Origin of the sequence: Sphingobium sp. WTD-1, from assembly GCF_030128825.1 — a bacterium.
Taxonomy (GTDB): Bacteria; Pseudomonadota; Alphaproteobacteria; order Sphingomonadales; family Sphingomonadaceae; genus Sphingobium.
On the sequence record NZ_CP119127.1, the window covers coordinates 3,275,970 to 3,297,714 of the forward strand.

Below are 21,745 nucleotides of genomic sequence, written 5' to 3' on the forward strand. Positions count from 1 at the left end.
TCACTCAGACCCGGATCAGCCCGCCCCTGACCGCATAGCCACGATAGAGCGTCCGGACATGGGGGAAGCCGCCCATATCCTGCGCCAGTCGGTTGATCGCGCCATTGAGTTCGCGCCGGGGCGAGACGTGGAAACGGGCCAGCCAGCCGAACAGCGCCCGTTTCCAGAGCGCTGGCAGGTCGTCCTGCTGGCCGAAATCGACGACCTCCAGCTTGCCGCCGGGCGCCACGCAGCGTGCCGCCTGGACCAGCGCCATTTCCCATTCGGGGATCATCGACAGCGCATAGCTGATGAACACCCGCTCGAAGCTCGCCCGGCTGAACAGCGCCTGCGGATCGAAACCGCAGGCGTCGCCCTGCGCCAGCGTCACGCGATCCGCCATGCCTGCTTTCGCGACCGAAGCTCGCGCCGTATCCAGCATCGCGTCGCTGATATCGACGCCATAGAGCCGCGCCTTGGGCCAGGCTTTGCCGACCGCGATCAGGTTGCGGCCGGTGCCGCAGCCAATCTCCAGCACCGCGCCGCCGGCGGGCGGATCGAGATCAGCGATCAACCCGTCGCGGCCCAGCAGATAATATTTGCGGGTCAGGTCATAAATGTGCCGCTGGTAGCGATAGACCCCGTCCATCAGCTGCCCATGGCCGCTCATGCGTCGGCGCCCTTCAGCACATAGAGATGCACGCCGCCATAGATGGCCGAGCGATCGCGCGCGGTATAGTCGCGCGAGGCGTCGGCCCGATAGTCCCAATGGGCCAGCACATCGTCGGCGACCCGGCCGGGCAGGATGCTCGGTTCGCCAGCCGTGCGGAACAGCACGCGGGCGCCCGGCTTGGCCGTCCGGGTGATCTGCGCCCAGAGCGCGTTCAACTGCTCGTCATCCATCCAGTCCTGCGCATCGAGCAGGATGTAACGGTCGCATGATGCGGCCGGCTGGCTGGTCAGGAAGTCGGTGAAGTTGATATGCCGGACATCGACCCGTTCGGCCCGGTCGCGCACCGCACGATGATTGGCCGCCTGCAGATAGGGCGGCAACGGCCCTTCGCCGCCTGCATAGCCGCGACCGAAAGCCTGCACGGCGAAATAATTGTCTTGGAGGTCGAAGTCGCAGGCCAGTTTCTTCAATCGCGCCTTCAGCACATTGTCCATCCGGTCGTCGCCGGCCAGCGCCTCGAACTGCGCGGGGGGGATGCCGAGGCCGAACAGCGAGGCGGGCTGGCTGGTCAGCCAGCGGACAAAGCCCTTGTCGAAGATCGGTGCCAGTTCGCGCTCGAAGATCGCCAGTTGCTCCTCGCGGCTCTGCGCGTCCAGCATCCGCTTGGGGTTCACGCCATGCAGCCGGGCGAGCAGATGGGCTGCGCCGATGAAGCGGCCGAGCAGGCCATGCCTGTATATGCCCCGCGCAAAGCCACCGATGCGACGGCGACCGGTCATGTCGCGGCCTTCCCAATAGCGGCGCGTCGCCTCATCCAGGTGCGGCGCGACGATCTCGCGATAGGCGGCAATGTTCGCCTTGTCGTCGGCCCGCGCGAAGAAGCGATGGAAGGCGGCATGATCGGGCAAGGTCTGCGCCGCCATCAGCTTTAGCCGGTTGAGCGCGATATGGGCGGTGTTGAGGTCGACCGCGGTGATCTTCGCGGGATCGGCGGTCAGGTAGGAGAGGACATTGCAGCCGCCCGACGCGATCGTCACCACATGGCTGTCGGGCGTGATCGCCAGCGCTTCCATGTCGACCGCCGGGTCTTCCCAGATCTGGGCATAGACCAGGCCACGGAAGGCGAAGGTGAAGGCGCGTTCCAGCAGCCCCTGCTTCGACAGATGGCGGTGACGATGCACCGCGTTGGTGACTTTCTTGTGGGCCGATGCGGCCATGGGCGCACTCCTCGCTGCCGGGTCGTTCGGTCGGCCGATAGGGCAGGCGCGTGTCGTGCGCATGACCGCTGGGTTACGCCATGATGACGCCCCTTGCGGAACCGGGACCGCCTTTCCCATCTTCTGCATCTGATGGCGCACTGGATCGAACTGCTGGCGGCTGAACATGCTGCGGACAGTGGCCTTGGCACCGGTCATTCGCTTGTGGTTGCGAATCGCTTCAGCATCATTCTCCAGCATCATTGTCGATGCCGCCGACACAGCGGAAGCGGGCCTGTTCCCGACGCGGAGAGACGCGCGATTGAAGCCCTTGACGCCGACGCCAAGGCCACAGAGCATGGAGGCATGACGGAATTGACGAAAGGAGGTTACAGGCCCCAATCTCATGGCGCGGAAGCCACACGCAAGAAGGGGGCGGTGTGAACCAATTGTAAAACGCCCCTGAGAGCATTCGCTAAGTTATTGAAGGTTGGTCGGGGAGACAGGATTCGAACCTGCGACATCCTGCTCCCAAAGCAGGCGCGCTACCAGACTGCGCTACTCCCCGATGCAGGCGCGCCTTAGCGGGGGAGCGCGCGCTTCGTCAATCCACCATCAATGAAAGAACAGCCACAAAAGTATGATAATGGGGATCGGCACGCCGATCAGCCACAGCAATATGCCCTTGCCCATCGCAATCCTCTCCTTCTTTCCGTGTGTTGAATAAACGCAGAAGGTCCAGAGAGGTTGCGTGTACGGGTCAGTTTCCGCTGCCGCCCGCCGGACCGAAGCGGGCCACCATGTCATAGGCGTCAGCCAGGAAGATCTGGCGAACATAGGTGATCGGATCCCCGCCGCGCCAGGTATGGCGCTCGACGCACAGGCAGGGCGCGCCGGGCGCGATGCCGAGCAGGGTCGCCTCCTCCCGCGTTGCGCCCACCGCCGAAATCCGGTTTTCCGCCTCTGTCCAGGGCACATGCTGCAGCAGCCAGGTGCCTGGCGAGATGCTGTCGAAATCGCCATCGACGATCGCGGGCACGGCGCGGGTCGCGATCAGGCGATGTTCCACCGCGAGCGGCCGATCATCGGCGCAATGAATGCCATCCAGTTCCAGTAGTTGCGCGCCATTGGCCAGCGCGGCTTCCTCGTCCCTACCCGCAACCGGACCGCGCAATTGCCGTCCGGTCAGACGATAGCTGTGCCGCTGGCCGCGCTCACCGATCTGGACGGCAAGGTCCGGGATATCCAGCACCATCGAATGAACGCGCGGCCGCGCGACGAAGCTGCCCGCCTTCTTGCGCCGCTCGACCAGGCCGGCCGATTGCAGCGCCGACAGCGCCTTGTTCACGGTCATGCGCGAACAGCCATGCGCCTGCATCAGTTCCTGCTCGGTCGGCAGCCGATCGCCCGGCGCCAGCGTGCCGGCCAGGATGCGGGCCTCGAAATCGGCGCGGATCTTCTCGTGCAGCGGCTGTTTCACGCGGTCAGTTTCTCCAGCGTCCGGCGATAGCGGGTGGCGATGGCCTCGCGGGCGCGATGCCGCCCGCCGCTTACCATCTGCACGCCCCGGCGCCAGACCGTATCGATCGCCTCGCGCCCGGCGCCGAAGATCAACCCATCCAGCACACGCTCGACCGGGCGATGGAACAGTGAGGGATGATCAAGGTCCAGCGTCACGAAATCGGCCGATGCGCCGACCCGCAATCCGGCCGCGGCGCCCAGCGCCTGCGCGCCGCCGGCCACTGCCGCACGATAAAGGCGATCGCCGGTCGACATATCCGCTTCGCGCGCCAGCACATTGCGCTGCTGCAGGCCAAGGCGCTGGCCATATTCAAGCAGCCGCAATTCCTCGGTCGCATCGATGCGGACATTGGAATCGCTGCCGACGCCATAGACGCCGCCGCCATCCAGGAAGGGTTCGGCAGGGAAGAGGCCGTCGCCCAGATTGGCCTCGGTGATGGGACAAAGCCCTGCCACCGCGCCGCTGGCTGCCATTGCTCGTGCCTCATCCTTGGTCATGTGGGTCGCATGGACCAGGCACCAGCGGTTGCTTACCGGCGCGTGGTCCAGCAGCCATTCGACCGGCCGCTGGCCGCTCCAGGTGATGCAGTCAGTCACTTCCTTCCGCTGCTCGGCGATATGGATGTGAACCGGATTATGACCCGCGATCCGGGCGAGCAGCGCCAGTTCATCGGGCGCGACCGCGCGCAGGCTGTGCGGCGCCACGCCGACGACGGTATCGGGAAGATCACGTGCACCGGCGATCGTCGCCTCGCGCAGCCGGGCAAAGCCGTCCAGATCATTGATGAAACGCCGCTGGCCCGCGCTCGGCGGCTGGGCGCCGAAACCCGACCAGGCATAGAAGACCGGCAACAGCGTCAGACCGATGCCGCTTTCCGCCGCCGCCGCCATGATCGCCAGGCTGGTTTCAGCCGGGTTCGCATAGGGCGCGCCGTCCGGGGCGTGATGCAGATAGTGAAATTCGCCGACGCGGGTGAAGCCGCTTTCCAGCATCTCGACATAGGCCTGGGCCGCGATCGCCGCGATGTCGTCCGGCTCCATGCGGCCGACGAAGCGATACATGAGGTCGCGCCACGTCCAGAAACTGTCGCCCGCCGGGCCGCGTACTTCGGTCAGGCCGGCCATCGCCCGCTGGAAGGCATGGCTGTGCAGATTGGGCAGGCCCGGCAGCGCAACGGCGTGACGGATATCCTCGACCTGCGGCGCGGTGCTTTGCTCGATCGATGCGATCGCGCCGCCCTGCAACTGCATGCGGACATCCCGCGCCCACCCCTCCGGCAGCAACACATGGTCGAAAAACAGGGACGTCATGGACTGCAAATCTCCCGGACCGATATAATGTCTATACATTAAATATCGAATCATGCAATCTGGGTACAGGCCGTGAAGGGAGGCTGGCGATGACGATGATATGCGACCGGCTATGGACCAATGCCCGGCTGGCGACGATGGAGGGCGACGGGATCGGCGCGGTCGAGGATGGCGTGATCGCCGCGCGCGACGGCCGCATCCTCTATGCGGGCGCCCGCGCCGATGGCCCTGCCTTCGCCCCCACCGAAACGATCGACTGTGCCGGCCGCTGGATCACCCCGGGGCTGATCGACTGCCACACCCATCTGGTCCATGGCGGCGATCGCGCCGCCGAGTTCGAGCTGCGCCTAGCCGGCGCCTCCTATGAAGAGATTGCGCGTGCCGGCGGCGGCATCGTCTCGACCATGCGCGCCACCCGCGCAGCGAGCGAGGCGGACCTAGTCACCAGCGCCCTGCCCCGGCTCGACGCGCTGATCGCCGAAGGCGCCACCACGGTCGAGGTCAAGTCCGGCTACGGCCTCGATCCCGCCTCCGAGTTGCGGATGCTGCGCGCTGCGCGCCAGCTGGGCCGCGAACGGCCGGTGCGGATCGCCACGACCTTCCTCGGCGCCCACGCCCTGCCGCCCGAATATGCCGGCAATGCCGACGCCTATGTTGCGATGCTGTGCGACGACCTGTTGCCCGCCGTCGCCGCCGAAGGGCTGGCGGACGCGGTCGACGCCTTTTGCGAGGGGATCGGCTTTTCGCCGGCGCAGACCGACCGATTGTTCAGCGCCGCGCGCGCGCTCGGCCTGCCGGTGAAGCTCCATGCCGAACAGCTTTCCAACCTGCTTGGCGCCGCGCTCGCCGCCAGCCATGGCGCTCTGTCGGCCGATCATCTGGAATATCTGGACGAAGACGGCATCGCCGCCATGGCCCGCGCCGGCACGGTCGCGACCTTGCTGCCGGGTGCTTATTATTTCGTGCGCGAGACGAAGCTGCCGCCGATCGACGGGCTGCGCCGTGCCGGCGTGCCGATCGCGCTGGCGACCGACTGCAATCCCGGCACCTCGCCGCTCACCTCGCTGCTGCTGGTCATGAACATGGGCGCCACCCTGTTCCGCCTGACCGTCGACGAATGCCTGGCGGGCGTGACCCGCAACGCGGCCCGCGCGCTGGGTCTATCCGACAAAATCGGCACGCTGGAGGCCGGCAAAAGCTGCGACCTTGCCATCTGGGACATAGAGCGCCCCGCCGAACTGGTTTATCGCATGGGGTATAACCCGCTCCATGCCCGCATCTGGAGTGGTCAATGAACGCTATCATCCTCGTCCCCGGCGAAGCCTCGCTGGCCGACTGGCGCGCCATCTATCGCGGCGCGACGGCCCGGCTCGATGCAGGATCGACGCCGCGCATCGCGCAAAGCGCGGCAGCGGTGGCGCGCATCCTGGCGAAGGGCGAGCCGGTCTATGGCATCAACACCGGCTTCGGCAAGCTGGCGAGCGTGCGGATCGGTGACGAAGACCTGGCCACGCTCCAGCGCAATATCGTGCTGAGCCATGCCGCCGGCACCGGTGCCCCCTCCCCCGTGCCGGTCATCCGCCTGATGATGGCGCTGAAGCTCGCCAGCCTGGGCCAGGGCGCGTCGGGCGTGCAGCCGCAGACCGTTGCCCTGCTGGAGGCGATGCTGGTCCAGGGGCTGACCCCGGTGGTGCCCGCCCAGGGATCGGTCGGCGCCAGCGGCGATCTCGCTCCCTTGTCGCACATGGCCGCCGCGATGATTGGCGTCGGCGACATCATGCTAGGCGAAGAACGCCTGCCCGCCATCGAAGCGCTGGCCCGCGCCGGCCTCGCGCCGCTGGAGCTTGGCCCCAAGGAAGGATTGGCGCTGCTCAACGGCACCCAATTCTCGACCGCCAACGCGCTCGCCGGCCTGTTCGAGGCGGAGACATTGTTCCAGGCGGCGCTGGTCACCGGCGCGCTCTCGACCGAGGCGGCCAAGGGCTCCGACACCCCCTTCGATCCTCGCATCCACGCACTGCGTCGCCATGCCGGACAGATCGAGACGGCCGATGCGCTGCGCGGCCTGATGGCCGGTTCGGCGATCCGCGCCAGCCATCTGAGCGGCGATGCGCGGGTGCAGGATCCCTATTGCCTGCGCTGCCAGCCGCAGGTGATGGGTGCCGCGCTCGACCTGCTGCGCCAGGCGGCGACTACGCTGGCCATCGAGGCCAATGGCGTGTCCGACAATCCGCTGATCTTCCCGGACAGCGACGAAGCGCTGTCGGGCGGCAATTTCCATGCCGAGCCGGTCGCCTTCGCCGCCGACATGATCGCGCTCGCCATCTGCGAGATCGGGTCGATCGCCGAGCGCCGCATCGCCATGCTGGTCGATCCGGCGCTGAGCGGCCTGCCTGCCTTCCTGACGCCGAAACCCGGCCTCAATTCGGGCTTCATGATCCCGCAGGTGACGGCCGCCGCTTTGGTGTCGGAGAATAAGCAACGCGCCTATCCGGCCAGCGTGGACTCGATCCCGACCAGCGCCAATCAGGAGGATCATGTCTCCATGGCCGCCCATGGCGCGCGCCGCCTGCTCGACATGGCGGAAAATGCGACCGCAGTGATCGGCATCGAATTGCTGGCGGCCGTGCAGGGCATGGACTTTCACGCCCCGCTCACCTCCAGTACCGCATTGGAAGCGGCGCGCACTTGCATGCGGGATCAGGTGCCGCACCTGACCGACGATCGCCATTTCCATCCCGACATGGAAGCGGCCAACCGCATCGTCCGATCGGGCGCGCTGGTGGCGGCCGCTGGTCACGCCCTCCCGGTGCTGGGATGAACGACTGGCTCGACATCCAGCGGGGCGCGGCGGCGCTGATCGTCGCCTTCCCGCATACCGGGACAGATCTCGCCGATGTCGGCGACGCCTTTCGTTCGCCCTGGATAGCGCGCGCCGATGCCGACTGGTGGGTGGACCAGCTTTACGCCTTCGCTCGCGATCTGGGCGCGACGACGATCCGCACCGCCATCTCGCGCAGCGTGATCGACGTCAATCGCGATCCCTCCGGTGCCTCGCTCTATCCGGGGCAGGCGACGACCGAGCTTTGCCCGACGACCGATTTCGATGGCGGACCGCTCTATGCCGGCGCCGTCCCTGACGCGGCCGAGATCGACCGGCGGCTGGCCAACTGGTTCACACCCTATCATGCCGCACTGCAGGCGGAGATCGACCGGCTGCGCGCCCGGCATGACCGGGTCGTCCTCTATGACGCCCATTCGATCCGCAGCCATGTGCCCCGCCTGTTCGACGGCGCATTGCCGCAGTTCAACATCGGTACCAATTTCGGCACGACCTGTTCGCCGGACCTCACCGCCGAGGTCGCCCGGCTCTGCGCAGCAAGCGGCATGAGCCATGTCGTCGACGGCCGCTTCCGTGGCGGCTGGACCACGCGCCATTACGGCCGGCCCGAACAGGGCGTCCATGCGATCCAGATGGAACTGGCGATGCGCGGCTATCTCCACGAACCGGCCGAGCGGACCGAGACCAGTTGGCCACCACCGCTCGACCCGGCCCATGCCGCACCGCTGACCGCCACCCTCACCGCCATCTTGAAGGCCTGCCTCGCCTTCACCCGCCAGGAAGGCTGATCCTCCATGACCCGCATCGACAATAGCCGCATCATCAAGCCCGCCACCGGCACGCAGCTCAGCGCCAAGAGCTGGTTGACCGAAGCGCCGCTGCGCATGCTGATGAACAATCTCCATCCCGACGTCGCGGAGCGGCCGGAAGAACTGGTCGTCTATGGCGGCATCGGCCGCGCCGCGCGCGACTGGGAAAGCTATGACCGGATCGTCGAGACGCTGAAGCGGCTGGAGGACGACCAGACCCTGCTGGTCCAGTCGGGCAAGCCGGTCGGCGTGTTCCGCACCCATCGCGATGCGCCACGCGTGCTGATCGCCAACTCCAACCTGGTGCCGCACTGGGCCAATTGGGAGCATTTCAACGAACTCGATAAGCGGGGCCTGGCCATGTATGGCCAGATGACCGCCGGTAGCTGGATCTATATCGGCACCCAGGGTATCGTGCAGGGCACCTATGAGACGTTCGTCGAAATGGGGCGCCAGCATCATGGCGGCGACCTCAGCGGCAAATGGCTGCTGACGGCGGGCCTGGGCGGCATGGGCGGGGCGCAACCGCTGGCCGCCGTCATGGCTGGTGCCTCCTGCCTCGCCATCGAATGCCAGCCCAGCCGCATCGAGATGCGCCTGCGCACCGGCTATCTCGATGTCGCGGCCGCGACGATCGAGGAAGCCATGGCGATCATCGAGCAAAGCTGCGCCGACAAGAAGCCCGTTTCGGTCGGCCTGCTCGGCAACGCGGCCGAAATCCTGCCGGAAATGTTCGCGCGCGGCATCCGCCCCGACCTGCTGACCGACCAGACCAGCGCCCATGACCCGGTGAATGGCTATCTGCCCGCCGGCTGGAGCGTTGCCGAATGGATCGAGCGGCGCGAGCGCGAGCCGCAAGCGGTGGCCAAGGCCGCCAAGGCCAGCATGGCCATCCATGTCCGCGCCATGTTGGATTTCCAGGCGGCGGGCGTTCCCACCACCGATTATGGCAATAATATCCGCCAGATGGCGAAGGACGAGGGCGTCGACAATGCCTTCGACTTCCCCGGCTTCGTTCCCGCTTATATCCGCCCGCTTTTCTGCCGCGGCATCGGCCCATTCCGCTGGGCGGCGCTGTCGGGCGATCCGGAGGATATCTACAAGACCGACGCCAAGGTGAAGGAATTGCTCCCCGACAACGCCCATCTTCATAACTGGCTCGACATGGCGCGGGAGAAGATCCATTTCCAGGGCCTGCCCGCGCGCATCTGCTGGGTTGGGCTGGGCGATCGTCATCGCCTCGGCCTCGCCTTCAACGAGATGGTGGCAAAGGGCGAACTCAAGGCCCCGGTCGTCATTGGTCGCGACCATCTCGACAGCGGCTCGGTCGCCTCCCCCAATCGCGAGACCGAAGCGATGATGGACGGCTCGGACGCGGTCAGCGACTGGCCGCTGCTCAACGCGCTGCTCAACACCGCATCGGGCGCGACCTGGGTATCGCTCCACCATGGCGGCGGCGTCGGCATGGGCTATAGCCAGCATAGCGGCATGGTCATTGTCGCCGACGGCACGGCGGAAGCGGCCGCGCGGCTGGAGCGGGTATTGTGGAACGACCCGGCCACCGGCGTGATGCGCCATGCCGATGCGGGTTACGAGATCGCGCGCGACTGTGCCCGTGACAAGGGACTGGACTTGCCGGGGATATTGGGCTGAGCCACCGGCTCAGCCCCAATCAGGCGAGCTTGCCCGCCAGCATCTGCAAGGATGCGGCATAATAGTCGGTCGACAAGCCTACCGGTTGCGGCAGGCCCATGATCTTGCCGGCAATCGCCATCCCGCCCGCCGACAGCGCATAGGGCGCGACCTCCCCGGACTGGACATCGACCCAGGCCGGGATCGGCTGCTGTCGGGTCACATAGCCCTGCCAATAATCCCGGATCGGCTTCAGCAGCGCAGCCCGGCGCCCGGCCTGGGCGTAGAGCGGCACGCGGATCGCGTCGAAACCGAAACGGGCAGGCTTGCCCACGGCCGGCACGACCATGTCATGCCCCGTCACATCGACCCAATCGGTCGGCAACTTGAGCGGACCGAATTGCGCCGCCGCCATCAGCGCTTCGCTGTCACTGATGATCCGTCCCCAGGCCGCCTCGCCATCCAGGCGACGGAAGGCGTCGAGCGCAGGCCAGACGAAATAGGAAGGGTTGAGCGTCACCGCCTCCGGCGTGACGAAGCCCTGCAGGCCGGGCAGCAGCAATTTGCGCCCATGGCGTTCCAGCACCAGATGCTGGCGGATCGCAGCGCGGATCTCGGCCGAACGGGTGGCATAACGCCCCTCGCCCCAGCTTTTCGCGGCTTCGGCCAGCGCCCAGGCGATGAACAGGTCGCCATCGGTCGCATTATTAGTGTCGGCCACCGGATTGGGCTGCCGGGGATCATAGCGCCAGGCGTAAAGCGCCATGTCGGGCCGGACCAGATTGCTATCAGTCCAGTGCAGGATCGCGTCGAACGCTTCCCGGTCATCGTTCCACAATGCCAGGCCCAGGCCATAGCCCTGCCCCTCGCTATGGCTGACACCGCCATTGCCATTGTCGATGATGCGGCCGGACGGGTCGAGGAAGGCGGCCTTGAACCGGGCCCAGTCGCCATTGGTCACGCTGCTGCCCCGCGGCTGACGCGCCTTGGCGCAGGCTGCCGTGAAAACCAGTCCCATCCCCACCAGCAACGCACGCCGGTCAACGCCCATGGCGTATTTCCATGATGCCGTCGCGCCATTGCAGCACGGAGGTATGCAGGTCCGCGCCGCCACCCAGCGCCCGGAACCAGGCGTCATAGGCGCCACGCAGCAGCGGCGGCGCCATGTCCGCCCAGCGGCCATCGACATCGCCCTGGAGCGTTTCGGGCAAACCGACATGCTGGATCATGATTGCATCGTCCGTCATCCGCAATTGCGCCTCACCCCAGCCCAACGTCCGCCACAGCCGGTTGATCCGCGCCATCAGCGCGTCCCCGTCCGAAATGTCGGCGACCTGAAGCAGCGACGCGATGCGCCGACCGACCGCGCCGAAGAAGGCATCGGCCTGGCCACGGGTCGCGGTGCCGAACACCTCGCTGCCGATCATCGCGGTCAGCAGCGACAGCCCGTCCATCGTCCACTGATCGGTTTCGGCGGGCTGATATTCCACGGCTTCCCGGATCATCAATTGCCTCCCAGAGACTGTTTGATCCCAATCAGCGACTTGAACTCGTCATAGCTGCCGAAGGTGTTGATGCTCATCTCACCGCCGACCCGCGTGCTGGGACTGACACGATAATAGATCGAGCCGTCCGCCGAAAGGGCAAAGCCGGTCTTGCTCAGGCTGTCATAATAGGAGCGCACATCGCTGTTCTGGGCCTTGAGGCCATCGAGCACCGCCTGTGCCGCGGGATCGGTCGGATAGACGTTGACCTGATCCTGGCTGTAGCTCTGATAGCCAGGCGCCACGCCGGCCTTCACCTCCAGCAGGTCCGACGCATAGGCATAACGCACCGGCAGGCTGATGCTGAAGAAGCTCTGCGGGCTGAAATAGCCGCCAAAGCCATAGGTGAAGTAATTCTGATTATTGTCGAAATTCTGATAGTTCACATTGACGCCGCCAGTGATCGACGACCGATCGCCGCGATAGAAGGGCAGATAGCCACCGACATTGGCCTGGAAGCCATGGTTCTTGCGGACATCATGCCCGGCATATTTATAATAGGACAGGTCGCCATAGACCCCCGCCCCATCCTGATCATAGGAGAAGGATGCGCCGCCACCGGTCCGCATCACCTGGCCCCACATCGCCCCGGTCACGGGATCGCGTGTGCCAGCATAGGACAGGACGCTGTCGGTCACCGGCTTGCGCTCGAACCAGGCGCGGGCCGTCGCATAGGGCGAGAAACGCGGGCTGATCGCCGCATGCCAGGTCACGTCGCTATCCTCGAAACCGAGCGGCGTGACGCCGACTTCCAGCTTCAGCAGCGGCGTCTCATAAGCGGCCGATAGCGCCACGCCGGACGCATGCTGGGTATCGGCATCCACCAGCGCGGACTCCTCCTGATCGACGATCCCCTGGGCTTCAGGCGTCGCATTGCGACCGAAGCGGGCCAGGCCCGACCGGCTGGGACGTCCGGCATCCAGCACCACGGCTTCCGCCCTCGCCTTGATCCGGCCGTTGCCAAGGCTGGTGGAGACTTCGGCCGATCCGGTCAGTTCCTTGAGTTCGCTCAGGCCCGCTTCACCCGATCGCTCGCGATAGCCGGTGCGCAGTTCGGCGCGCGGGCCGCTGTCACGGGTCAGTGTGCGGATCTCGGTCTGGATGCGGTCCATCACCGGATCACCGCTTGTCATCATCGATCCGCCGGGCGCAGACGCCGGTACGCCAACGGCCGGATAGCCACCCGGCATGGGCGCAGACTGGGCCACGACCGCCGGGGGGAAGCCGCCGGCTTCGCCAGCCTGCGGCATCGGCGCGAACGCCATGCCTGCCGGTGACGGCGCCTGTCCGGCCAGCCGCGCGCCCGATCCCAGCGCGAACGGATTGACCGCCGCCGGAGCGGCCGCAGCCGACTGGTTGCGGAACGGGTTGTTGCCCTGCATCGTCGCGGCAAAGGGATTGCCGGCGGTAACATTGCCTGCGCCGCTCTGCGCGGCATAGACTTCCTTCGCGCGTTTCAGGTAGCGCAGCGCGGCGCCCTCGTCGCCCCGCGCCTGCTCCATCCGCGCCGCCGCCATGTAAATCTGATAATCATTGGGCGACTGCTGCAAGGCGCGCTCGATCGTGGCGCGCGCCAGATCCTTGTCGCCCGCTGCGCCCGCCGTCTCGATCAGGCCCATCAGCGCACCCTTATCATTGGGCGACTGGGCCAGGACCAGTTGGTAGGTCTGGGCCGCCTGGGCCGGCATGCCACCGGACTGATAGAGCCGGGCCAGCGCGGCCAGTACTTCCTGATTGCCCGGCGCGGCGTTCCAGGCGCCCTGCAGCAGGTCGAACGCCTGGGCATTCTGCCCGGCCAGTCGCAGCCGATCCGCCTGCGACGCCGCCATGATGCCGTTCATCCGCGCGACGACGCGCTGGCCATCGGGCGTATTGCCCGCCATTTGCGCGGCGCGTTGCACGGCGCTGGTGGCAAAGGCATCGCGCCCGGTCTTGGCCAGCACCCGGACGATCGGTTCATAGCCGGCCGGGTCGGTGATGGTCCCGGCGGTCAGCGCCTGCTGCGCCAGTTGCGCCGCCCCTTCCCGGTCACCCAGTTCGAACATCGCATCGGCCACCGCAGCCTGCTTGGTCGGGTCGATGCCGGGGGTCGCAGCCAGTTGGCGCAGCGCCATCAGCGCATCGGCCTGCCGGCCCTGCGCGGCCATCGCCTTGGCCCGCTCGATCGCACCATCCACCTTCAGGCCAACAGCGAAATTGCGCATCTGTTCCGTGCGCTGCATTTCGGGAATGCGCGCCATCAGCGCATCGGCGGCCGACGCCCGGCCGCGATCGGCGTTGAGCAGCGCTGCCGCATAAAGCCAGTCCGGGTCGCTCGACGATCCCAGCGAGTTGATCAGCGACTCCGCCTCGGGCAGACGCTGGCGCTGGATCAGATAGCGGGCAAACTCATAACGGATCCACGGATCCTGCTGGTCCAGCAACAGGCCGGAATGAAATTCCTGTTCGGCGGTGACATCATCGCCACGCGCGGCCGCCGCACGGGCGCGATCGCGCGCCGCCCGGCTCGCCAGGCGACCATCGGACTGTTTCGTCCCTTCATTTGCCTGACGGTAGAGGTCTGCCGCATCGGCATAGCGCCCCTGCCGCTCATAGATATCGGCCAGCAATTCGAGCGCCGGGCCACGCTGCGGATAACCGGAACGGACCAGCGCCTCGGCATCCGCCTGCGCTTCGCCAAGCCGGCCCTGCGCCAGCGCCGCGCGCGCATCGGCCAGCCCGCCAAAGAAGCGCGCGGAGGCCAGCGCCTGCGCCCATTGGGCCGCCGAACCGCGCTGCGACGCCTGGTCGAGCAGGTCACGCGCTTCGCCAAAGCGCCCCTGGCGCAAGCGCACCAGGCCAAGACCGCCCAGCGCGTCGGCATCATTGCGATTGGCCGCCACGGCGCGTTCGAACGCACGCTCAGCACCATCCAGATCATTGGCGTCGAGCGCCTTGAAACCGCTCGCGCGCGATGCGCCACCGCCAACATTGCCGCTCGGGCGCGCTGCCTGCGTCCGATTTGCGCTCGAAGGGGTAGCCGCCGGCGTAGGTGTCGGGCTTGGCGTCGCTTCGGCGCGCCGCGCGGGCGCGGCCGCAGGTGCAGGCGTCGGCTTCGCCGCAGGCTGCGCCTTGGGTGCCGGCCCGGCCAGTCCCTTGCGCGCTTCGGCATTATTGGGATCGAGCGCCAGCGCCCGGCGATAGGCCTGGTTGGCCAGATCCTGTCGCCCCTTGGACTGCCAGTAGCGGCCCTGCTGGATCAGCGGCGCGACGCCCGGCACTTCGGCCAGCGTCGGCATCGGCGCCATGCAGACCAGCGCCAGGGCGGCGCAGGTGACACGCAGGCGGAGGGTGCGGCTCATGCCTCATCCTCCTTGCTCAGGCGACGGCGCTGCTGCCGGCTGAGGTAGAGATAGAGCGGTCCGGCGAGGATGAGCGCCGCGAGCAGGCCGCAGGCAGCCATCAGCAGCGGACGCTGGCTCAGCCAGAAAGCGGCCTTCATCCAGAAGGGCAAATAACCGACCCAATAGCCCGGCCCGACGGCAAAGCTGCTCATCCCGTCGCCGTTGGTGACGGCAAGGTCGCCCTGGATCTGTGCGTTGATCTTGGCGTCGGCCATGCCGCCCACCAGATCGGGCAGTGCGCGTGGATCATCGGCGAGCAGGGCCACGACGCTGCGTCCACCCTCGAACGGGGATTCAAAGCCGACGATGCCGGCAAAACCGCTGGCAGAGGTCACAAATTCCTGCGCCTCGCCGTCATTGTTCCGATCGAAGGGCGAGAAGAAGGCAAAGATGCGCTGGACCGGGCTCATCTCCGTCACTTGCAGTCGGCCATTTTCGTAGCGGACCGGAGCGCTGGCAAAGAGCTGTTCGGAGCCGGCCACACTGCTACCGCCAATGACGATGATATCGCGCCCCTGCAGCCGCTCGCCATCGACAGCGTTGGCGACGACGACCCCGGTGACCGGCGCACCGGTGGAATCGCCCATCCGGCCCATCAGCACCAGGAAGGCCTCGACTGCGCCGGCCGAAGGCTGACCGCCCATCAGCACCGTGGTCTCCGACAGGTCGGGACGAATGGTGAAGGGATAGCCCGCGCCGGCAAAGGTGGCGAGATCGGGCATGTGCAACGCATGATAGGCACGGCTGAGGTCGATGCTGCTGGTCGGACGCACGCTCACCCGGACATTGTCGGGCAGCGTCCCTTCGCACTTCTTCTTGTCGGCAATGATCAGATTATAGTCGAAAATCAGCTCATTCTGGCCGAACAGATTGTAGCGCGGCAGCACGATCGAAGCGTTGGAATCGTTGGACGAAGCACCCTGGGCACCGAACAGGCTGTCCCACCATCCGGCGCCGGCCAGCGGCAGGCTGCGCAGATACTGGTTGTTGATCGAGACATCGAGGCGCGAGGCACGACGATCGAGCCATTTGGCCGCTGGATAGCGGTAGCGCAGGTCCAGCCGACCGCCCTGGCGCGGCCAGAAGAAGAGATCGGGCGCGACCCGGAAGCGCGCCGACAGCGGTCCGGGCGGCAGGCCCATGCCCTGCAGCGCATTGGCATCCATGATCTCGCCCAGCTGGACCGGGCGATCGGTGCGCAACCAGCGCGGCGCGGCGTAGCGCGCATAGGTCGGGATGCGAACGCCATCGAAATTCATCCGCGCGCCGCTCAGTACGCCGCGACCGCTGGCAATCGCGGCAGCGGCGAGTTTCAGCTCGCTAGCGTTGCGGCCCATGACGACCAGCAATTCGCCGAACGCATCGCGCGGATTGCGAATGACCGTGGCGCTCGGCCCGGTGATCGACAGGTTGAGCCCGGCGATCGGACGGTCCGGCGTCGCGAAAAGGATTGCGTTGCCGGTCGGTATCTGGTTGTAGACCGGTTTGAACGAAAAACCACGATAGCTGGCCTGCGCACCCAGCCACGAAGCCAGGCTGGCGGCAGCCTCCAGTTCGCCTGCGCGCGGCGCGCCGGCAAAGACGAACGGCAGGCGCAGCGGCAGATTGTCGTGCCGGTCGAAGAACGGTCCCGGCAAACGGCCAAGGTCCGGTGCCATCGGCAGGGTCTGGACCGTCAGGTCGAACCAGGACCGCACATTGCTGATATTGGCCCAGAGCGAACTGTGGAACGGATCCTCGCAATCGCGCGCATAATGGCCGACCAGGCGCAGGTTCAGCTGGTTGTCACCCGGCAGGAACAGCGCCGGATTGACCGGAATGGTGATGTTCTGACCGCCGGACTCCGCCGGGGTCAGGCGAATGGTACGCACCACTTCGCCATTCAGCAGCACGACCAGCTGGCTGAGATCGCCGAGCATGGCCGGCGACCAGGCGAAGTTCAGCGTCAGGCTGCTGTCGGTCACCACCTCGTTGCGGCGCATGCCGAAGGGAATGCCGATTTCGCCGCGCGTGCCGGCCAGGCGGATCGGCATCTTGACCTGCAGGTCGCGGAAGCTGAGCCGCTGCTTCTGCACGCCCGCTGCGGTAGCGGGTGCCAGCGTGGCCGCAGGCGCCTGCACCGCCTGCGCAAAGGCGTGACCGCTGCCTGCGAGCACCAGCGTCCCGATCGCGGCCAAGCCCAGCAATGCAGCCGCAGCCTGCTTGGCGGCTTTCGCCGCGGCGGCTAGGCGAACGGCCTTCTTCTGCTTGCGGCGCTCCGTGCGGTTGAGGCGGAACAGGCGCTTGAGGGTCATATAGTCGACCACGATGATATCCCAGAGAGAGTGCAGGGCCGAAACCGGCTTGCGGGGGGCAGCGGGCTGCCAGGCATCGGCACGGCCCATCACCGCGCGGACGAGGTGGCGCGAAGAGATCATGTCCAGTTCCTGGAAGCGCAGATTGACCTCGCCCCGATCGAACCGGACCATTTCGACCGGGATCGTCAGCTTCTCGTCACCCATCGGCAGCGACATATGGGCGACACGCCGGTCGCGCAGCGGGAAGTCGGGCGGCACGGCGATCGCGGCACCGCCCATCGAAATGTCGATCGTCGTCGCGTCGATCACATAGCCATCGGCCATGTAGAGGGTGACCGGCAATTCGGTGACGATGCGGATATACTCGCGCGCCTGCCGCGTCTCGCGCGCGACCGAAACGGCGGCGATCAGGATGATCAGGCTGAACACGGCCCAGACAACGTTCAGCACCAGCGTATCGGTCTGGATGTTGAACAGATGCGGGAAGAAGACCCGCTTCACGATCGCCAGCCCGATGCCGAAGATGATGAGGCCGATGCAGATCAGGTGCGGGCGCACCGTCGACAGGTCGAAATAGGTCCGGTCGAGCAGGCTGCCCTTGTCCGTCACGTTGAACTTGCCCTTGCGCGGCTGGAAGAAGGTCATGACCGTCGGGCGCGCGAGGTGGAAGGCCAGGATCGTCTCGTAGATTTCGCCCCAGAAAGGCCGGCGATCCCCGCCCTGCGTATTGGCCGACGAGGTCATCGAACAGACCAGATGAGGCAGCGCATAGGCAAAGATCAGCGAGGCCGAGGCATGGATGATGTTCTGGCCGAAGATCAGATAGGCAAGCGGGCTGGTCAGGAAGACGATGCGCGGCAGCGGAAACTGGAAATGCAGCATCGCATTCAGGTAGCAAAGCCGCTGCTGCCAATTGAGGCCGCGCCCGAACAGCGGATTGTCGATCCGCAAGATCTGCGTCATGCCGCGCGCCCAGCGGATGCGCTGGCCGATATGCAGCACCAGCCGCTCGGTCGCGAGACCCGCGGACAGGCGCGCGCCGATATAGGCGGTATTCCAGCCCATGCGCTGCAACTTCAACGCGGTATGGGCGTCCTCGGTCACCGTCTCGCCGGCAAAGCCGTTGGTCTGGGCCAGCGCATCGCGGCGGATGACCGCGCAGGAACCACAGAAGAAGGTCGCGTTCCACAGGTCGTTGCCGGACTGGACCGCACCGTAAAACAGGTCGCCCTCGCCCGGCAGGTCACGCACCGTGCCCAGATTGCGCTGCGCGGGGTCAGGCGAATAAAAATGATGCGGCGTCTGCATGAGCGCCAGCTTGGGATCCTGCTGGAACCAGCCGACGGTCATCTGCAGGAAGGCGCGGGTCGGCACATGGTCGCAGTCGAAGATGGCGATCAGTTCGCCATTGGTCTTCTTCATCGCGGCATTGAGGTTGCCGGCCTTGGCATGAAGATTGTCGCCGCGGGTCAGATAGCCGCAGCCGGCCTGGCGCGCGAACGCCTGAAATTCCGGCCGACGGCCGTCATCCAGGATGAAGACGCGGAAGCGATCGGCCGGATAGTCCATGTCCATCGCCGCGAACACGGTGTTGCGGACGATTTCCAGGCTTTCATTATAGGTCGGGACATAGACGTCGACGCTGGGCCACTGGTCGGGCTCCCCCTCGATCTCGACCACTTCGCGGTCGAGCGGCCAACCCGTCTGCAGGAAGCCCAGCACCAGGATCAGCCAGGCATAGACTTCCGCCAGATACAGGCCCGACCCCAGCAGAAACTCTGCCAGGGTGCCGAACTCCAGCGTCTCGGTGGTGCGCCAGAACATGTAGCGGGTCGATACGATCATCGACAGGATCGCGAGCACCAGCAGTGCGCGGCGGCTGCGCATGCGCCCCAATATGGTCGCGCCCACGATGGTGATGCCGGCAAAGATCCACTGCGCTTCCAGATCGAGCGGCACGGTGATCGCCAGCAGGGCGAACAGCCCGGCCAGCACCAGCAGTCCGTTGCTCAGGATCGCCTGCCGGGCCTTCACGAAGCAGCCTCCTCACTCGCCTCGACCAGGCCGGCCGCCTGCTCCACGGTCGTCACCAGCTTGCGCAGGTCGTTGAGCGCGACGCTGGCCGGCGCGAAGCGGGCCAGCGGCTCGAACATCGCGCTGGCCTCGTTCACCGCCTCGTCGCGGCGGATTGTGCCGAGCAGCTTGCTGCCGAACAGTTCGCGCAGGAAGATATGGGTGTGGCGCGACAGGCGATGGGTGTCGTCCAGATGGTTGAGCACGAACCCGGTCTTGGCAAGATCGATCGTCGCGGTGCCCGGTTCGACCTTGGGCAGGGCCGCGAGCGATCCGGGGCGCGGATGCAGGGGACAGACATGCAGAACGGCATGCGGCAGCAACATGTCCTTGGTCTCGCGATCCCCCGCCGCCACATCGGCAATGAAGATTTTCTTGCCGGCGAACGGCGAATGATCCGGCTTGCCCAGCAAATCCTGGAAGGTCGCGTCACGACGCAGGCCATAGGCGGAAAAGAGCGCGACGCCGGACACGGCAATCTGCTCCGCGCTACCATCGTTCAAATCGGGCAGGCCCTGGGCCGGCGTCAGGCCGAAATAGAGTTTGAGCGCCTCTTGATAGGTGAAGTCGAGCGCGCTGACATCATGCCCGCGCTGCGCCAGATGGATCGCCAGTTGCGCCGCGATGAAGCTGGTGCCGACGCCGCCCTTGGGCGAATGACAGAGGATCAGCGGCATCAATAGTCTCGCTTGTTGGGATCGTTCGACAGATGGCCGAGGAAATCGCGCAGGTTGCCACGCGGCGCCGTCGGCGGTGGCGGCGCGTCCTGATAGGCGTCGAACATGCTGGTCACATTGGCGCGGTGTGCCGGCGCAGGCTGTTCCGGCTCGGCGCGGCGGACCGCCAGCACGGCTTCGGCCTCGCGCGCTTCCAGTTTGGACAGCGGGCGTCCAACCACGCGCGGGTCGGTCAGCAGGGCCTCGAAAATCGGCCACAACTCCATGTCCGCGAAACTGTCTGCGAACTCGCGATAGCGAAAATCCCGGCGCCCCAGCCGGGCCAGAAGGCTTTCTGCGTCGGAGCGCATGGCCCTGTTCTCCCTGATATCCAAGGAAAACCTAGAGTAAAATGGTTAACAAAATCTTTAGAAATTCGAAGAAGTTGCGCCATTGCGGGCACTGCGTGCGACGCACCGTTCGTCGCACGCAGGAAAATCCCCTTTTTGCTTCAACATCTTGGCGCCGCGAGCAGCAAAAACGCGCCGCGGCCATTGCCGCGCTTATTTGCGCGGCAATGCAACTTCCGCTTTGGCGGTCGCCAGGGTCGTGCCCAGTTGGTTGACCATGCGGCAGTCGATCTGCACCACCTCGCGTCCGTCATCGTCGACGAACTTGTCGACCACCGTGCCGGTCATGATCGTGATGTCGCCGGTGAAGGCCGGCCCGCGATAAGAGGCGACCGAATGGGTCACCATGCCCCATTCGCCGGCCCAGCCCGCCAGATAATCGACGATCCAGGCACCCATCGACGCGCCATAGCCATAGGCCCGCGGCATGCCGATGAAACGGGCCCAGCGCGGGAAGAGATGGCCGCGCGACGGCCCGAAATAGGCACCGTCGGTCAGTTCCGGATTGATCCGCTCCATCACGGGGTCATTCTCATGTCCCGCCATTTCCTTGACGAAGCCCAGCGCCTCCATGTCGAGATCGGTGCGCCGGTGCGTGCCGCCCCAGATGGTGAAGAGATAGGCGCGCCATTCGGTGGTGAAGCTGGCAATGCTGTGCGGACCGATGACACGTTCGGGCAGCGCGGCGCCGATCTGGATATCGTCCCAATAGCGTTTGCCATGACCCAGTTCGTGCAGCATCTGCACCCAGTCGAACTTGCGATCCTGGATCCGTGCCAGTTCCTCGTCGCTCCACACCGGATCTTCGGTGCCCTCGACCACATCGGTCGTCTTCTCGCGCCCCGCCTCGGCCAGATAGCGGATCGAGGTCGAACGCTGCTTGGCGATCAGTTCGCCATTCTGGTTGTAATAATTATTGTCGCCGCGCTGGAAACAGGTCGGCCCGGCGAACTTGGTATCCTTGACCGTATAGTCGAACGGAATGCGCTCATTATGGACCAGGTCGCCGCCCTGGATACGCGGACCATAGAACCACCATTCGTCGCCGCCGAACAGCAGGTGCGAATTGGGGATGGAACCGACGCAGGCCGGCCCGGCGCCATGGCCATCATCCATCGTCACGGCAAAGCTCTGCGGCGCGACCAGCCGCCCCCAGCGCCCCTCGGCGGCATAATCGGCATCATAATGGAGCAGGTTGGGATAATGCATCGCCTGCGCCCAGCGGCGGATGTCATTATTGTGGATCGGCTCGCGCATCCGCGCGGGCTGCATCGGCTTGCCGAGATATTGGTCGATGTCCGAACAGTCGAAGACGGCAGTGCTCATGGTTCCCCTCCGAGGAAATCTTTGTTCTGCCCTGCCATGGCGGAGCAGCGCCCGCCGGCACAAGTCCAGGACCGCCGACAGCATGCGCACCGA

At 66.0% G+C, this 21,745-nt stretch carries 15 protein-coding genes and 1 tRNA gene; 4 read left to right on the forward strand and 12 right to left on the reverse strand.

Annotated features, from left to right (window positions below):
• Positions 1–4 precede the first annotated feature (4 nt).
• The 5 genes from N6H05_RS16295 to N6H05_RS16315 all read right to left on the reverse strand — a co-directional run bounded on the left by N6H05_RS16295 (position 5) and on the right by N6H05_RS16315 (position 4,680).
• A complete protein-coding gene (locus N6H05_RS16295; protein ID WP_284110571.1) occupies positions 5–649 on the reverse strand; it encodes a class I SAM-dependent methyltransferase in 645 nt (214 codons plus the stop codon).
• Positions 646–1,869, reverse strand: a complete 1,224-nt coding sequence (locus tag N6H05_RS16300; protein ID WP_284110573.1) for a BtaA family protein — start codon at positions 1,867–1,869, stop codon at positions 646–648. The genes N6H05_RS16295 and N6H05_RS16300 overlap by 4 nt, the downstream gene beginning before the upstream one ends.
• 470 nt (positions 1,870–2,339) lie before the next feature.
• Positions 2,340–2,416: transfer RNA gene (locus N6H05_RS16305), tRNA-Pro, on the reverse strand.
• Positions 2,417–2,608: 192 nt separating this feature from the next.
• Entirely contained in the window at positions 2,609–3,328 is a 720-nt protein-coding gene (hutC, locus tag N6H05_RS16310) for a histidine utilization transcriptional repressor HutC (RefSeq protein ID WP_284110574.1), read from the reverse strand.
• Positions 3,325–4,680: a formimidoylglutamate deiminase gene (locus tag N6H05_RS16315; RefSeq protein WP_284110575.1), complete on the reverse strand. Its 1,356-nt coding sequence runs from the start codon at positions 4,678–4,680 to the stop codon at positions 3,325–3,327. Before N6H05_RS16315 ends, hutC begins: the two co-directional genes overlap by 4 nt.
• A 95-nt stretch (positions 4,681–4,775) precedes the next feature.
• Between N6H05_RS16315 and hutI the strand changes: the two genes are divergently transcribed.
• The 4 genes from hutI to hutU are packed head-to-tail and all read left to right on the forward strand — an operon-like array spanning position 4,776 to position 9,984.
• The gene (gene hutI / locus N6H05_RS16320) at positions 4,776–5,975 is read left to right on the forward strand and encodes an imidazolonepropionase (protein WP_284114251.1); all 1,200 of its coding nucleotides are present in this window, start codon (positions 4,776–4,778) and stop codon (positions 5,973–5,975) included.
• A complete protein-coding gene (gene hutH / locus N6H05_RS16325; protein WP_284110577.1) occupies positions 5,972–7,501 on the forward strand; it encodes a histidine ammonia-lyase in 1,530 nt (509 codons plus the stop codon). Before hutI ends, hutH begins: the two co-directional genes overlap by 4 nt.
• Complete coding sequence (gene hutG / locus N6H05_RS16330) at positions 7,498–8,310, forward strand: N-formylglutamate deformylase (RefSeq protein WP_284110578.1); 813 nt, start codon at positions 7,498–7,500, stop codon at positions 8,308–8,310. The genes hutH and hutG overlap by 4 nt, the downstream gene beginning before the upstream one ends.
• A gap of 6 nt (positions 8,311–8,316) precedes the next feature.
• The gene (gene hutU / locus N6H05_RS16335; protein ID WP_284110580.1) at positions 8,317–9,984 is read left to right on the forward strand and encodes a urocanate hydratase; all 1,668 of its coding nucleotides are present in this window, start codon (positions 8,317–8,319) and stop codon (positions 9,982–9,984) included.
• Positions 9,985–10,003: 19 nt separating this feature from the next.
• Here hutU and N6H05_RS16340 read toward each other — a convergent pair whose 3' ends face one another.
• From N6H05_RS16340 to N6H05_RS16370, 7 genes are all read right to left on the reverse strand, one after another.
• Complete coding sequence (locus N6H05_RS16340) at positions 10,004–11,014, reverse strand: family 8 glycosyl hydrolase (RefSeq protein ID WP_284110581.1); 1,011 nt, start codon at positions 11,012–11,014, stop codon at positions 10,004–10,006.
• Entirely contained in the window at positions 11,004–11,468 is a 465-nt protein-coding gene (gene bcsD / locus N6H05_RS16345) for a cellulose biosynthesis protein BcsD (protein ID WP_010339109.1), read from the reverse strand. The genes N6H05_RS16340 and bcsD overlap by 11 nt, the downstream gene beginning before the upstream one ends.
• Positions 11,468–14,848 (reverse strand): cellulose biosynthesis protein BcsC, encoded by a 3,381-nt coding sequence (locus tag N6H05_RS16350; protein ID WP_284110583.1) that lies wholly within the window; start codon positions 14,846–14,848, stop codon positions 11,468–11,470. Before N6H05_RS16350 ends, bcsD begins: the two co-directional genes overlap by 1 nt.
• Positions 14,845–19,221, reverse strand: coding sequence for a UDP-forming cellulose synthase catalytic subunit (gene bcsA, locus N6H05_RS16355; protein ID WP_284110585.1), 4,377 nt, complete (start codon positions 19,219–19,221; stop codon positions 14,845–14,847). Before bcsA ends, N6H05_RS16350 begins: the two co-directional genes overlap by 4 nt.
• A complete protein-coding gene (locus tag N6H05_RS16360; protein ID WP_284110587.1) occupies positions 19,218–19,937 on the reverse strand; it encodes a ParA family protein in 720 nt (239 codons plus the stop codon). Before N6H05_RS16360 ends, bcsA begins: the two co-directional genes overlap by 4 nt.
• The gene (locus tag N6H05_RS16365) at positions 19,937–20,287 is read right to left on the reverse strand and encodes a PIN domain-containing protein (protein WP_284110588.1); all 351 of its coding nucleotides are present in this window, start codon (positions 20,285–20,287) and stop codon (positions 19,937–19,939) included. Before N6H05_RS16365 ends, N6H05_RS16360 begins: the two co-directional genes overlap by 1 nt.
• A gap of 192 nt (positions 20,288–20,479) precedes the next feature.
• Positions 20,480–21,652, reverse strand: a complete 1,173-nt coding sequence (locus tag N6H05_RS16370; RefSeq protein WP_284110590.1) for an FAS1-like dehydratase domain-containing protein — start codon at positions 21,650–21,652, stop codon at positions 20,480–20,482.
• Positions 21,653–21,745: the final 93 nt, after the last annotated feature.